The sequence below is a fragment of the Tannerella forsythia genome, from assembly GCF_001006485.1.
Lineage (GTDB): Bacteria > Bacteroidota > Bacteroidia > Bacteroidales > Tannerellaceae > Tannerella > Tannerella forsythia.
In genome coordinates this window covers 13,917-28,973 of sequence record NZ_JUET01000092.1, presented here as the reverse complement: position 1 = coordinate 28,973, position 15,057 = coordinate 13,917, and the positions used below count along the sequence as shown (strand labels likewise).

Genomic DNA, 15,057 nt, shown 5'->3' with positions numbered 1-15,057 from the left:
TCGGCTTTTTTATCTATGTTTGCAACTTGGTATCGTTTACGGAGTTCATGAACGGGATAGAAAATAAAATAAAATCGTTAAGGGAAGAGCTGGAGCAGCACAACTACAGGTATTACGTGCTTTCCATGCCGACGATTTCCGACAAGCAGTACGATGAAATGATGAAGGAGTTGCAGTTTCTCGAAGAGCAACATCCCGCGTTTTTCGATCCCCATTCGCCCACCCAACGTGTAGGAAGCGATTTATCGAAAGAATTTGAACAGGTCACCCATCGCTATCCGATGCTCTCGTTGGGAAACACATACTCGAGAGAAGAAGTCCGGGATTTTTATGAACGGACAGCCAGAGCGCTCAACGAACCTTTCGAGATCGTCGCCGAACTGAAATACGACGGTACTTCCATCTCACTGATTTACGAAGACGGCCGGTTGATGCAGGCCGTTACCCGTGGCGACGGAATACGTGGTGACGATGTGACGGCCAATGTGAGAACGATCCGGTCGATCCCGCTGAAACTGCATGGAAAAGATTATCCCCAACGGTTCGAGATACGCGGAGAGATTGTTCTTCCGTGGACGGAATTCGAGCGACTGAACAAAGAGCGCGAGGCGCAGGAAGAGCCGTTGTTTGCCAATCCGCGCAATGCGGCGTCCGGCACGTTGAAACAGCAAAACCCTCAGATCGTAGCGGCCCGACGGCTTGATGCGTATCTCTATTATATGCTGGGCGAGGAATTACCCGCCGACGAGCATTATGGGAATTTGCAAAAGGCACGTACGTGGGGATTCAAAGTATCCGAGGAACTTCGTGTCTGCCGTAATCTGCAGGACATAAACGATTATATTGCCTATTGGGACGTGGGACGAAAAAACTTGCCGGTTGCGACGGACGGTATCGTACTAAAAGTCAATTCACTGAAACAGCAGCGTTTCCTCGGGCATACGGCCAAGAGTCCTCGCTGGGCCATCTCGTATAAATTTCAAGCTGAGCGCGCCGAAACACGTCTGACGTCCGTCTCCTATCAGGTGGGACGGACAGGCGTTGTCACCCCAGTTGCCAACTTGGACCCCGTTCAACTGGCCGGAACAGTCGTCAAACGCGCATCGCTGCATAATGCCGATATCATTGCCGGACTCGATTTGCATATCGGCGACCGCGTATATGTCGAGAAGGGCGGAGAAATTATTCCGAAAATCGTTGGGGTAAATACGGAAGCACGTCCGATGCTGATGGGCGATAAGGTCACCTTCATACACCATTGTCCGGAATGCAGGACGGCCTTGATACGCCCCGAAGGAGAGGCGGCGCATTATTGCCCGAACGAGCGAACGTGTCCGCCTCAGGTGAAAGGAAAGATCGAGCATTTCGTGACACGCAAAGCGATGAACATCAATATGGGGCCTGAGACGGTCGAAGATCTGTATCATGCCGGTTACGTGCGTAACGTGGCCGATCTGTACACCCTCCGCACCGTCGATCTGTTACGTCTCGAACGTTGGGCGGAGAAGAGTGCAAAAAACCTGATGGACAGTCTTGAAGCCTCGAAACAGGTACCTTTTGAGCGGGTGCTGTACGGTCTGGGGATTCGGTATGTGGGAGAAACCGTTGCCAAACGATTAGCGTATGCATACGGTAACATGGAACATCTGGAGCAGGCTTCGCTCGAATCGCTCATACAGACGGACGAGATCGGCGAACGGATTGCACAAAGCGTGATCGATTTTTTCGCCGACGAACGCAATCGAAACATGATCGACCGACTGAAGGAATACGGTTTGCAGATGGCTTTGCAGGAAGATGCACCGGCTACACGCTCAGAGAAATTGAATGGACTGGCATTTGTCATCAGTGGTACGTTTACACGCCATTCGCGCGATGAATACAAAGCCATGATCGAGCAAAACGGTGGAAAAAATACGGGTTCTATTTCCGGGAAAACCGACTACCTCCTTGCCGGAGCCAACATGGGGCCGGCCAAATTGGCCAAAGCCGAAAAAATGGGAATTAAAATTATCAATGAAGAGGAATTCTTAAACATATTAGCGGAATGATTCTGACAAGACACTTTTTATACAAGAAAATCAAATCACTGGCGCAAAAAGCTCTGATACGGGCACATTGTTACCGTTCGCTCGACGATGTGCGGTATATCCTTTTAATGTGTGAAGCAAGAGACTGGAAAGCGGTAGAGCCTTGTGTCGAAACGCTCAAGGCCATGAAGAAAACCGTGCACGTCTGCGTTTATACGCGGAAAGACGAGGAGACGCCGATATGGGATTACGCTTACCTGCTCGTAGAAGAAGGGAAAGACATCAATATCTGGAGTTTCCCCGACAAGAATTTATGCAAACAGTTGAACGGTCTGTCGGTGGATATGTTGGTCGACCTGACGAGCCATGAGGCGCCGATCATGCGCTATCTGATGCTGCAACATCCCTCGTCTTTCAAAGTAGGAGCCAAGCGATCTTCCGAAGTCAATATGTACGATATGTCTATCGTCATGAAAGACGGCGTGTACGATATTCCTTTTCTGTTCGGGCAGATACTGATCTATCTACAATCCATTCGTTCGAGATAAACAGGAAGAACCGGATATTACTTATGGCTACAACCGACTTAAGCGGGATGGGCGTTGCCCTGATCACACCTTTCAGACAAGACGGAAGCATCGACTACGAGGCTTTGCTCAGATTAGTCGAGTTTCAGATACAGAACGGTACGGATTATTTGGTCGTGCTGGGAACGACGGCAGAGACTCCGACACTGACGGAAGAAGAAAAAGGGCTAATCGTACGGAAAGTCGTGACACAAGTGCGGCGTCGCATACCGATTGTGTTGGGTGTCGGCGGGAACTGCACGCAAGTGTTAGTCGACACGTTAAAGCACGGCGACTTTCAGGGTATCGACGCTATCTTGTCCGTAGTTCCCTACTACAATAAACCTTCGCAAGAAGGACTTTTTCGGCACTACGAGGCTGTGGCCGAAGCGACCCCGCTGCCGGTAGTGCTGTATAACGTACCCGGACGCACAGGAGCGAATATGACGGCGGAAACGACCCTCCGGCTCGCTTCTACTTTTAAGAATATCATAGCCATCAAGGAGGCTTCGGGAAACATCAAACAAATGGATGATATCATCAAGCATAAACCAGCTGATTTCCAAGTTATCTCAGGAGATGATGGTATCACATTTCCCCTCATCGCTTTAGGAGCAATTGGAGTTATTTCGGTAATCGGAAACGCTTTCCCCAAAGAATTCGGTCGTATGGTACGGCTTGCGCTCGAAGGCGACTATACGAATGCCCGTGTCATCCACTCGCGTTTTATGGAACTGTTCGAGCTGCTCTTCGTCGACGGCAATCCGGCCGGCGTAAAGAGCATGCTGAACATGATGGGCTTTATTGAGAACAAACTGCGTTTACCGCTCGTGCCGACACGCATCACGACGTATGAGAAGATACGTGACGTGCTGCATCGGCTGCATATCCAATGCTGAAACGGCACGCCAGCTGCGGAATAATCACGAAGGTGTGTCAAAACGCAATAACACATCGCGCCGGATGATTCACACGGATCGTAGAAGAAACGCTCATTTGGGCAAATGAAACGCGCGTGTCATCTCAGCCATTTGCTCGTCACTCATTCCCTCCGGTTCATATCCCATGCACTTGCTGTTGATGTAAATCTGTGCCGACTTGCTGAGCGTATCGACCATATCGAAGGCCTCCATAATGTCGGTACTTACCGACACGACACCGTGCTTTTCCCACATCACCACGTCATAGTCGTCTAATTCTTTGAGTGTCGCCTCCGCCAAGTCGATAGACGACGGCATCTCGTAAGGGATGATGCCCAGTCCGCGCGGACAGAAAGCTTTTGTTTCCGGAATCATTGACCACAAAAGGCGACTGAGCACATCTTTCTGAAGGAACTTTTTGCTGTGCGACATCGCAATCAACTCAATCGGATGGGTATGCAACACAGCCTTGTACCCATTTCCCGAAGCAATAAATTTATTGTGCATGGAGAGATGTGACGGCAACTCCGACGTCGGTCTCACCGGACGGTCGGCAATGATCACATACCCCGAACAATCGTCCGTAATCCGAATGACAGAACCGTTCTCCATCGGCCATCGTGCCAGATCACGCATGCGTTTGTTCGTCCCTTTGCAGTAGAAATAACTGCCTTTGAGGTGAGGCAAAGTCAGTCCGATAGGAATCGTCTCGCTCAAAGCCGGCAGTTGACGGATCTCGTCGTCCACCCATTCGGTGATGTTGAGGGTCATATTTCCTCCGTTCCGTTCGGCCCAGCCTTTTTGCCAAAGGTATCCGGCCACTTCGGCCACTTGGCTAACGTCCCGTGCCAGAACAGGCCGATTGTCTAGAATCGATTTCATCTTTATGATGTTTTAATTTGTTTTTATTTCAATAGTTCAGGCAAGAAAGAAGAGAAAACAAGCAGCAGCAGTCCGGCAATCAGCACGGCAATCGTTTGTTTCGAACAACCCTTCCATTCCTTCAGGAGGATGCCCCATACGTTCGAAAAGGTCACGTTGAGCGCCATCAGGATACACCATGAAAAGGTGAGTAATACCGGCGACGCAGACAAAAAGCCTTTGCCAAGACTCAGTCCGAAGAATTGGCTATACCACAGGACACCTGCCAAGGCACAAAAAAAGAGGTTGTTAACGTAAAGACCTGTTTGACCGTAATCGCTCCAGGTACGGTTCTTTGCATGCTGATAAAAGCAATAGGTCGCATTCGTCACGAAGCCGCCTAAGGTAACCATCAGGGCGGCCGGTAAGGTCTTGTAAATATCGGCGGTCTGCGTAAAGCACAACGATTCGCCAAAACCAAGGCCGATACTGAAACAGGCGCTCATAAAACCTGCCGACAACGCCACCATGATACCACGTGTGAAATGAAAATCCTTCACTGATTCCTTCTTCTCTTCTTCGCTGAGGGTCGCCGACTTGAGACTGCCGGCATAACCGATGACCGCTATGCCGGCCAGTGTCACAGCCACACCCGCGATGACCGGCATTGTCAAGTCCCCCGGTCGACCGGTGAAGAGAGGAGTAAGAATGGTACCGAGACCGGCACACGTACCTAAGGCGATCGACTGCCCGAGGGCTATGCCCAGATAACGCATCGACAAGCCGAACGTCAATCCTCCGATGCCCCAGAGTATCCCGAAGAAGATGGTCCACAGTGTGGCTCCCGGATTCGCTGCATAGACCTCAACGAGGCGATGTCCTTCGGGTACGGCCAACAAGGCACCAAGTAACGGAAAGATAAGCCAGGCAAAAAGTCCCTGTACGAGCCAGAACGACTCCCACGACCATGCTTTCACTTTCCTGATCGGGACGTACGAGCTCGATTGCCCAAAACTCCCTGCGGCGATAATCAGTAGTCCGGTAAGTATTTCCATCTTTTTGATTGCTGCCTCCGAAAATTATTTTCGTTTACTCGTTACTGTTTTCTCGTATTGTTCCACTTCGGTGATGTAATCTTCGCCTGCGGGCACTTCCTGTTGGAGGCAAAACATATCCCATACTGCGTTCCACGGCATGCTTTTCAGTTCTTCCTGCAAAGCCAGCCGTTGAAACAGCAGGTCTTTCTCTTCATACTGCCGGAGCTTTTTCTGCGGCTCGAGCAGAGCTAACAGGAACGCTTTCTGTGTGGCGCGCGTCCCGATAACATAAGCACCGATACGATTCATCGTAGCATCGAAATAGTCGAGACCGACATGTACCCGTTTTAAAGCGTCGCAACGGACAATCTCACGGGCAAGGTCTTGCAGATCATCGTTAAGGATAACGACATGATCGCTGTCCCAACGTACCGGGCGACTGACATGCAACATAATTTCCGGCGTAAACAGCAGCATCGACGATATTTTGTCGGCAATGCTTTCGGTAAGATGAAAATGACCGGTATCCAGCGTCACGATCTTTTTGTTTTTTACGCCGTAACCAAGGTAAAAATCATATGAACCTACCGTATAACTCTCTAACCCTATACCGAACAACTTTGCTTCGATACAGTCTTTCATGTGTTTATATTTCACCGCGAAAATCTCATCCAGCGACTGTTCGAGCAGTTTCCTGTATTTGAGCCGGTTAACGGGCACTTCCTTGCTACCGTCGTGTATCCAGAGGTTCATGATGCAGGGGTCGCCCTGATATTTTCCCATCGCTTCGCTGATCTGACGGCATCGTTTCGTATGTTCGATCCAGAAATCGCGAATGCCTTTGTCGGGGTTGGCGAGAGTCAGATTTCCGCTTTTGGGATGCGAAAATGACGTCGAGTTGAAATCGAGTTTCAGATGATTCTCCTGGGCCCATTCCATCCAGCTTTGGAAATGCCTCGGTTCTACCTGATCACGATCTGTAACCTCGCCACCGAAGTCTCCGTAAATCTCGTGCAGGTTCAGCCGGTGTCTTCCGGGAATGAGCGACATCGCTTTGACCAGATCGGCACGCAGTTCGTCAATGTTGCGCGCCCGACCGGGATAATTACCCGTGACCTGAATTCCTCCCGTAAGGCTGCTTCCCAGATTCTCGAATCCATGCACATCGTCGGCTTGCCAGCAGTGCAACGAAATCGACAGTTGTCCTATTTGCGACAAGGCTTTATCCGTATCGACACCGATCGCCGCATAACGTTCTTTTGCGATCTCATACGATTTCTTGATTATCTTTTCTTCCATAATATTATGATATGTTTGTTCGTTGTACAATATAGCATTTTTTATCGTGTTGTTCCTTCGGGATGATACGTTTTTACGGCAAACGCTTGTGCGATGATCCGGCGCATCTCCCAGCGGTCGCTTACGAGTCCGGCCGCTTTGGCTTGCATCATGCAGTTACCGATGGCTGTCGCTTCGGACGGGCCGGCTACGACGGGGATGCCCAGCGTGCGAGCCGTCAACCGGTTCATCAGGTCGTTCTGCGATCCTCCCCCGATGATATGTAGTTTTTCGATCGGGAACGGAGCCATTTCCGAAAGTTTCTCCGTTACTTCGGCATAACGATGCGCGAGACTTTCGAAGATACAACGGATATATTCGGCATCGGTCGAAGGAGACGCCATCCCTTTTTCGCTGCAAAGAGCTGCGATGGCTTGAGGCATGCTCGACGGGTTGGCCAGACGCGGATCGTCGGGAGAAATGATGGCTTGCACCTCTCCGACACGTTCCGCCATATCCACCATTTGCGGATACGTGTAGGTACGCCCCTCCTTCTCCCATTCCTTGCGGCATTGTTCGAGCAGCCACATACCGGTGATGTTCTTCAGAAAACAAGTCGTTCCCTCGACGCCTCCCTCATTCGTGAAGTTCTGTTCGAACGATTCTTTCGTCACGATCGGCGCCAAAGTCTCGATGCCCATCAGGCTCCAGGTACCACTGCTCAGATACGCAAAATGCGGGTTCTCCGCCGGGACGGCAAGAATGGCCGATGCCGTATCATGTCCGGCAACCGTTACGACCGGCACTTTCCCGATCCCTGTCTCCTTAGCGAGTGCCTCGGTGAGCGTGCCGATCGTCGTACCGGGATCGACAAGCGGATGGAGCAACGAAGGCGAAAGGCCCATAGCTGTCAGCAGTGACGGTTCGAAACGCCGTGTCGCAGGATTCAGCAGTTGCGATGTCGATGCTTCGGTATATTCGCAGACTTGTTTTCCGGTCAGCATGTAGATCAACAGATCGGGAATAAACAGAATTTTATCGGCCTGCGCAAGAGGAGAGAATGCTTCGGCTTTGGCACGAAACAGTTGGAAGAGGCTGTTGAAATTCATCACCTGAATTCCTGTCATGCCATACACTTTATCGCGCGGAATACGTTGAAAAAACTCATCCGGCGCCCCGTTGGTATAAGGATCGCGATAGGCGCGCGGCAACCCGAGGATCGTACCGTCACGACCGACATAACCGAAGTCCACGCCCCACGTATCGATACCGATCGACGTGAGCCGGATTCCCTGACGGGCGCACTCGCGCAGTCCGTCCTTCAACGACTCGTACAGGCTGAAAATATTCCAGTAATATCTGCCATGAAGCTCCATGATGGCGTTTGGGAAACGTGTCAGCTCCCGGACCTCAAACTTGTCGCCTTCCAATATGCCGAGCATTGATCGCCCGCTGGTAGCACCCAAATCAAATGCCAGAAAATAATGTTTATTCATGTTCATGATCTCCGAATTTTCCGGACAAAAATAGGTATATTTTTCCAATGATAAACAATTTCGTTCTTTGAGCAGGTATTTTATCTACGCTCTATGCGGCAATGGTCAAATACCGAGCAGCGCGAGCCAGGCGGGGAAATAATCTTTAAGGGCTTGGCGGAGGATCTTAAGAGTTTTCGTGATATGATACTCGATACTTTTGACGGAAAGTCCCAAGTCATCGGCAATTTCACGGTGACTCAGGCGCTCGTATTTGCTGCGGATAAAGATGTGGCGCGACTGTTCCGGAAGGGAGTCGAGTGTTCTTTGTATGATGGTTTGTATCTCCTCGGAGAAGAGCTGCTCCGGGTTACAGGCTTCGAGGGTAGAGATACGCACGTTCAACTCCCAGTCTTTATGCTCCGAGAGCATTCGCTTTACTTCTTGATGCTTTTGTTCTCGTCGCAAGTGATTGATACATCTGTTCTTTACGATGGTCAGCACATAAGCCGGAATATTCATTTGATGTGGCAGAGCGGAGCGGTTTTCCCAATAGTACATCAGACTGTCCATTACGATATCTTCCGCTGTGGCCGTGTCGCGCACATAGGTACGCGCAAAACGGATGTATCGTTGACGGTAGTCGTGATACAATCGGTCGAAGTCATTTATATCCGTTCTATTTTCCACAGTTCAGGTCAAAGATTCAAACATCCGTACGGGAGAAGAAAGAAGTTGTTTTTCACTTATTTCTCCCTTACGAATACCTGTTTGCCGATCTCATTGTACGAAAAGAAATGGGCGTATTACATCGGAGAGGAGCGCTTCCTGCCTCCTCTCTCTCGGCCGTTCAGAACGGCAGATCGTCTGCCGGATCGGAAGGGGGTATTTCCGGTGGCGGAAGCGGTTGATCGATCGGTTGCATTCCTCCCGATTCGTTGTCCGGCTCCACTCGCCACGCGCGTATATCGTTATACCATCGTCCGTTGTATTCACGACAGTCGATATCGAACGAAATTTTCAGATCCTGTCCTTCCTGAATGTTAAACTGGTCGATCCGGTCTCCCCACAGGTTGAACATCATTTTACGCGGATACTGGGCATTCCGGTCGTATTCGATCACATACTCTTGTTTTTTCCATGTTCCGTTCTTTCCTTCGCCCGTCTGAACCGGTTGAACGACGATTATTTTTCCTCTTACTTCCATATCTCTTTCACTTTATGATATTTCTGATTATAACATTTATCGGTATGAGTCTATCAATACGCTCGTGCGAAAAGAACGCGTTGAGCAGACGGTTTGCCGGTTACCATACATTGTCCGGGCGTTGCGTCGTCGAAAGGAATGCAGCGGATAGTCGCTTTCGTTTCGTTTTTGATGCGCTCTTCCGTTTCGGGTGTGCCGTCCCAGTGAGCCAAGATGAAGTTGCCTTCTTCGAGCTTTTCCTTAAACTGGTCGTACGTATCGACTTTGACCGTGTGCTTCTCACGATGCTCCAACGCTTTCCGGAAAATATTCCTCTGAATTTCTTCAAGCAGATTCTTTACGTATGCTTCGATTCCTTCGCAGGTAACCGTTTCTTTTTCGAGCGTATCGCGACGCATGACCTCGATCGTGTTGTTTTCGAGATCGCGTCCTCCCATGGCCAGGCGTACCGGTACTCCTTTCAGTTCGTATTCGGCGAATTTCCAACCGGGTTTCTTCGTGTCACGATCGTCATATATCACGCTGATGCCTGACGCTTTCAGACCGGTGATGATTTTATCGACCTTCTCACTGATTTGCGCCAGTTGCCCGGCAGAGCGGTAAATCGGTACGATCACGACCTGTATCGGCGCCAGATGCGGTGGCAGCACCAGCCCGTTGTTGTCGGAGTGCGACATGATCAGCGCCCCGATGAGCCGTGTGGAAACGCCCCACGAAGTAGCCCACGCATAGTCGGTCTTTCCTTCTTTATCGATGAACGTCACATCGAAAGCCTTCCCGAAATTCTGTCCGAGGAAGTGCGACGTACCGGCTTGTAAAGCCTTCCCGTCTTGCATCATGGCCTCGATGGTGTACGTGTCGACGGCGCCGGCAAACCGTTCGCTTTCGGTCTTCACGCCTTTGATTACGGGCATAGCCATATAGTTTTCGGCAAAATCGGCATAGACATTCTGCATCTTCCGCGCTTCGACTTCGGCCTCTTCGCGTGTGGCATGTGCCGTATGACCTTCCTGCCAAAGGAACTCGGCCGTACGCAGAAACAGGCGTGTACGCATTTCCCAGCGCATTACGTTCGCCCACTGGTTGATGAGCAGCGGCAGATCGCGGTACGACTGAATCCAGTTTTTATACGTGTTCCAGATGATAGTCTCGGAAGTGGGGCGAATGATGAGTTCTTCCTCGAGGCGGGCGGCCGGATCGACGATCACGCCGCTACCTTCCGGATCGTTCTTCAGACGGTAGTGCGTCACAACGGCGCACTCTTTGGCAAACCCTTCGACGTGGTCGGCTTCGCGGCTCAGAAACGATTTCGGGATCAACAGAGGAAAATAAGCGTTGTGATGTCCCGTTTCCTTAAATTTATCGTCGAGAATACGCTGCATCTTTTCCCAGATTGCATATCCGTAGGGCTTGATGACCATACAGCCGCGCACAGCCGAATTTTCGGCCAGATCGGCTTTTACAACCAAGTCCTGATACCATTGCGAATAATTTTCGTCTTGTGAAGTGAGTTCCTTTAGTTCTTTTGCCATTGTCATTTATTTTCGTTTCTTTTTTTTCAATATTGTTCGTTTTCGTTCGGGAAATCGCCTGCTTTAACATCTTCGATGTAGGCGTGAAGCGCTTTCGTCATTTCTTCGTGAAGATTGGCGTAGCGACGCAGGAAGCGAGGCGAAAAGTTTTGATTGATCCCGAGCATGTCGTGCATCACCAGTACCTGCCCGTCTACACCGCCACCGGCACCGATGCCGATCACGGGGATTTTCAGCTCGGAAGCTACCTGTGAAGCCAGTGCTGCCGGAATTTTTTCAAGTACCAGCGCGAAGCATCCCCATTCTTCGAGCAGATGGGCGTCTTCGAGCAGTTTGCGGGCTTCTTCTTCTTCACGGGCACGGACGGCATAAGTGCCAAACTTGTTGATCGACTGCGGAGTCAGTCCCAAATGTCCCATGATCGGGATGCCGGCGCACAAGATGCGCTGTATGGATTCTTTGATTTCCGATCCGCCTTCCATCTTGATGCAGTCGGCATGTGTCTCTTTCATCACGCGGATGGCTGAGGCGAGCGCCTCTTTCGAATTGCCCTGATACGTCCCGAAAGGCAGATCGACCACGACAAGCGCCCGTTTGACGGCTTTCATCACCGATTTGCCGTGATAAATCATCTGATCGAGGGTAATGGGAAGGGTCGTTACATTGCCTGCCATCACATTCGAGGCCGAATCGCCGACGAGGATCACATCCATGCCTGCCTGGTCGATGATTTGCGCCATCGAATAATCGTAGGCGGTAAGCATCGAAATCTTTTCGCCCCGCTGTTTCATTTCAAAAAGGCGGTGTGTCGTTACTTTACGGTTGTCTTCTGATACTGCTACTGACATCTCCTGAACTTAAAACGTGGCAAAGGTAGTTATTTTTTATTGTAGGAAAAAACGCGATGGACTCTGTTGTAACAAGGTTTTATCTGCGTCCGAAAATCTCCTGCAGTTTCTCTTCCAACCCACGTCCGTTGATATCGGCATACGCCACCCGCCCATCGGGATCGATCAGATAGACGGTCGGGATCCATGCTTTAAATACGTTTCACTGATTCTTTAAAATCTTTATGCCTTCCTTTTTAAGCTCTTCTTTATCCTTGGTTTTCTTCACTGTGTGATCAGGTTCAATTCCGTAACCGACAAACTCCTTGCCGTTGGTTAAATAGTCTCTTTTCGAACATATCTGAAGCCAGCCCTTCCCGGGAAGTTCGAAGCCGATAGGATTACCTGTTGTTCCAGCTGTTGTTCTCCCGATTAAAACACCTCTTTTTGCATTCAGAAATAAAGATGCAAAGTCTTCTGCAGCAGAATACGTTTTTTCACTGATCAAAACAACGATTGGTTTTGTAAAACGCAGTGATTCACGTACCGGCTGAATCATACTTCCGCTATTGTCCTGCCATTGTGTATTCCATCCCCACGAGGCATAAGCAGGCATATACATCAGTGTTTTCCATCTCGACGACAAAACAGGTTTTTCAATCAGATGGCTGATAACATAATTGGAATATCCGCTGTTGCCCCCCTCGTTTTCCGATATGTCGATAATCAGTTTCGAGGTCTTTCTTATTTCATGATAAAGACTGTCGAATTCGCTTTTGAAGCGATCACCCCAAAATCGGTTAATTTTCAGGTAACCCATATTATCATCCAATACCTTAAATTCAAATATTTGTACCGGTTTGTCCAGTTTCTTCAATCTTCTGCTCACTGAAAATTCTTTATTGTCTTTTGTGTTGATCTTCAATGGTTTGTCGATATGTCCTTTCAGTAGGTTGTGTTCGTAAACCTGTACTTCCATATCCTGCTTTGTGGAATAAAACACGAATGGCTGAATGTACTTCATCGCATATTCATGTACCTCCGTCCCATCTATTGCTACAATTTCCATTCCGACCGAGAGGCCTTGCTGCTCAAGTGTATCGTTCAAGATGCGGCCAATGATCACTTTGCCATCGACCAGTTCCGTAAGAATGGGGGGAGCGACTTCGAAAACTTCTCTAAGTTCCCACGGGATAACGACCCGTGTATGTCCGTCGTTTAGCAATGAACAAAACTCCTGCAATATGCGATAGTATTCGTACGTCGTTTGGGTTTTCAAGACTTTCGGAATAAATGTTTGATATGTCTTGTTCCAATCCAGATCGGGCACCTGATCGAAGAATACAAAATTTTTGTCGGCCTCTTTCCAGACTGTCGATAGACCGTATATCTTCTCTTCGTCCGATAAGCGATCGGTGTTTTCTTGAATTCCCGTTCCTGCAGATGTTAGCATTGTTCCTGCAATCATCAAGCTAAAAGATAAAATGATTTTTTTCATGATGTCAAGTTTATTTTCTATGATTAATACTGAAATTCAGATTTGAGTTTATCTTTTTTACTCTTACATACTGTCATTATTCCAGCCGACAAATATAGGGTAGAAATGCAAAACATCGAAATTTTACCTGATCGTTTTAAAGCCGCGTGGAAATTCAATCTTCATTCGTTATTCATCGGATATGGTTTGTTACGTAAGGTGAATGGAGGGGCGGAGATAACGAGGCTTTTTCTACCGGAAAAATACGTATCTTTGTCGCATGTTCAATTTTTTATTCAAATAGAGAAATGAGTACAGGATTAATTATTACGATTGTTATCGTCGTTGTTTTGTTGCTTTTTTTCATGTCGGTGTACAACCGGCTGGTACGTTTCCGCAACAATCGCGAGAATGCGTTTGCCGATATCGATGTGCAGTTGAAACAGCGACATGACCTGATACCGCAGCTGGTCGAAGCTGTTAAAGGTTATATGAAGCATGAAAGTGAAACGTTGACGAAGATCACGCAGGCCCGTACCGCTGCCATGTCGGCACAAAGCATTGATCAGAAGATTGCCGCTGAAAATCAGCTGTCTGCCGCGCTGCGGGGGCTGACTGTGTCGGTTGAAGCTTATCCCGACTTGAAAGCCAACTCCAACTTTATGCAGTTGCAGGAAGAGATGGCGGATATCGAAAATAAACTGGCGGCCGTACGCCGTTACTTCAATTCGGCGACGAAGGAATACAACAATGCCGTCGAAACATTCCCCGCCAATCTTGTGGCCGGCATGTTCGGTTTCCGTCGCGAGACGATGTTCGATCTCGGAAGTCAACGGGCGCAATTGGAAGAAGCGCCGAAAATAAACTTCTGATCCGGTGAGGTATCTCGGTATACAGACGCAGCAACGGAGAAACAACATCCGCTCGATGATGATGTTATTGCTTTTCCCTTGCGTCATCCTTTTTTTGACGTGGGTTTTCTTCGTGATTATCCATGTCTTTTTCGTTTCGGATGATGCGGCAGCCGTCTATTCATGGGAAGATTCCTGGCAAATCGCGAACGAATCGTTTATTAACGCCGCACCGTGGGTGGTGGGAGTTTGTTTAGTCTGGTTTCTGATCGCTTACTATTCGAATACATCGATCATCCATGCCGCGACCGGGTCGTATACGCTGGAACGACGGGATAATAAGCGCGTGTATAATTTAGTCGAGAACCTTTGTATGGCTAACGGACTGCCGATGCCGAAAATCAACGTGATCGAAGACTTGTCGATGAATGCCTTTGCCAGCGGATTGAATAAAAAAACGTATACCGTTTCACTTTCGCGCGGAATTATCAACCGCCTGAGCGATGCCGAGCTGGAAGCCGTTATTGCGCACGAGCTGACGCATATTCGCAATCGCGATGTACACGTACTGATCGTTTCCATTGTCTTTGTTGGCATTTTTTCGTTTCTCTCCCGGATGGCTTCGCGTCGCCTGCTGCACGGAAGCCTGCGGAACGGCAAAAACGGAGGAGGACTGGCTATCCTGTTAGTCGTTCTGGTACTGGCTGTCATCGGCTACCTTATTACGATGCTGATGCGTTTTGCCATCTCCCGCAACCGGGAATACATGGCCGACGCCGGAAGCGCCGAGATGACGAAGAATCCGCTGGCGCTGGCCTCGGCCTTACGTAAAATATCGACCGATCCGCTGATCGAAGCCGTCGAACAAAACGATGTGGCGCAACTTTTTATCGAGAACCCGATGAAGAAAGGCGCGTCGTTCGTCAACGAATTATTCGCGACCCATCCGCCCATCGAAAAAAGAATCCGGGTGCTCGAACAGTTCTGATCGTCCCC

General features: G+C 49.3%; 14 protein-coding genes. 5 read left to right on the top strand and 9 right to left on the bottom strand.

Annotated elements, in window-relative coordinates:
* Positions 1-47 precede the first annotated feature (47 nt).
* Genes ligA through dapA form a run of 3 tightly spaced genes read left to right on the top strand, consistent with a single transcriptional unit; the run spans position 48 to position 3,495 of the window.
* Positions 48-2,051, top strand: a complete 2,004-nt coding sequence (gene ligA, locus Tanf_RS09035; RefSeq protein ID WP_046825669.1) for an NAD-dependent DNA ligase LigA — start codon at positions 48-50, stop codon at positions 2,049-2,051.
* Positions 2,048-2,578, top strand: a complete 531-nt coding sequence (locus Tanf_RS09030; RefSeq protein ID WP_014223681.1) for a DUF6913 domain-containing protein — start codon at positions 2,048-2,050, stop codon at positions 2,576-2,578. Before ligA ends, Tanf_RS09030 begins: the two co-directional genes overlap by 4 nt.
* 23 nt (positions 2,579-2,601) lie before the next feature.
* Complete coding sequence (gene dapA, locus Tanf_RS09025) at positions 2,602-3,495, top strand: 4-hydroxy-tetrahydrodipicolinate synthase (RefSeq protein WP_014223682.1); 894 nt, start codon at positions 2,602-2,604, stop codon at positions 3,493-3,495.
* A gap of 93 nt (positions 3,496-3,588) precedes the next feature.
* On the opposite strand, the gene rhaD is transcribed toward dapA, so the two are convergent.
* The 9 genes from rhaD to Tanf_RS08980 form a co-directional block, all read right to left on the bottom strand.
* Positions 3,589-4,398: a rhamnulose-1-phosphate aldolase gene (rhaD, locus tag Tanf_RS09020; protein ID WP_046825639.1), complete on the bottom strand. Its 810-nt coding sequence runs from the start codon at positions 4,396-4,398 to the stop codon at positions 3,589-3,591.
* A 23-nt stretch (positions 4,399-4,421) separates the two neighbouring features.
* A complete protein-coding gene (locus Tanf_RS09015; protein WP_046825638.1) occupies positions 4,422-5,432 on the bottom strand; it encodes an L-rhamnose/proton symporter RhaT in 1,011 nt (336 codons plus the stop codon).
* 24 nt (positions 5,433-5,456) lie between these two features.
* Positions 5,457-6,713, bottom strand: a complete 1,257-nt coding sequence (locus Tanf_RS09010) for an L-rhamnose isomerase (RefSeq protein ID WP_041590530.1) — start codon at positions 6,711-6,713, stop codon at positions 5,457-5,459.
* A 41-nt stretch (positions 6,714-6,754) separates the two neighbouring features.
* Positions 6,755-8,188 carry a rhamnulokinase gene (locus Tanf_RS09005; RefSeq protein ID WP_041591012.1) on the bottom strand — a complete coding sequence of 478 codons (1,434 nt, stop codon included), beginning with the start codon at positions 8,186-8,188 and terminating at the stop codon, positions 6,755-6,757.
* A gap of 105 nt (positions 8,189-8,293) precedes the next feature.
* Positions 8,294-8,857: an RNA polymerase sigma-70 factor gene (locus Tanf_RS09000; protein ID WP_014223687.1), complete on the bottom strand. Its 564-nt coding sequence runs from the start codon at positions 8,855-8,857 to the stop codon at positions 8,294-8,296.
* Positions 8,858-9,017: 160 nt separating this feature from the next.
* On the bottom strand, positions 9,018-9,374 hold the full coding sequence (locus tag Tanf_RS08995; RefSeq protein ID WP_046825637.1) for a DUF3127 domain-containing protein: 357 nt from the start codon (positions 9,372-9,374) through the stop codon (positions 9,018-9,020).
* Between the two features lie 53 nt (positions 9,375-9,427).
* Entirely contained in the window at positions 9,428-10,906 is a 1,479-nt protein-coding gene (gene proS, locus Tanf_RS08990) for a proline--tRNA ligase (RefSeq protein WP_046825636.1), read from the bottom strand.
* Between the two features lie 26 nt (positions 10,907-10,932).
* On the bottom strand, positions 10,933-11,754 hold the full coding sequence (gene panB / locus Tanf_RS08985) for a 3-methyl-2-oxobutanoate hydroxymethyltransferase (protein ID WP_046825635.1): 822 nt from the start codon (positions 11,752-11,754) through the stop codon (positions 10,933-10,935).
* Between the two features lie 202 nt (positions 11,755-11,956).
* Positions 11,957-13,231 (bottom strand): S41 family peptidase, encoded by a 1,275-nt coding sequence (locus Tanf_RS08980; protein ID WP_080948606.1) that lies wholly within the window; start codon positions 13,229-13,231, stop codon positions 11,957-11,959.
* Positions 13,232-13,518: 287 nt separating this feature from the next.
* Here Tanf_RS08980 and Tanf_RS08970 point away from each other — a divergent pair, with 287 nt between their 5' ends.
* Both Tanf_RS08970 and Tanf_RS08965 read left to right on the top strand, forming a co-directional pair.
* Positions 13,519-14,082 (top strand): LemA family protein, encoded by a 564-nt coding sequence (locus tag Tanf_RS08970; protein WP_041591013.1) that lies wholly within the window; start codon positions 13,519-13,521, stop codon positions 14,080-14,082.
* A gap of 4 nt (positions 14,083-14,086) precedes the next feature.
* Complete coding sequence (locus tag Tanf_RS08965; protein ID WP_046825632.1) at positions 14,087-15,049, top strand: M48 family metallopeptidase; 963 nt, start codon at positions 14,087-14,089, stop codon at positions 15,047-15,049.
* Positions 15,050-15,057 lie beyond the last annotated feature (8 nt).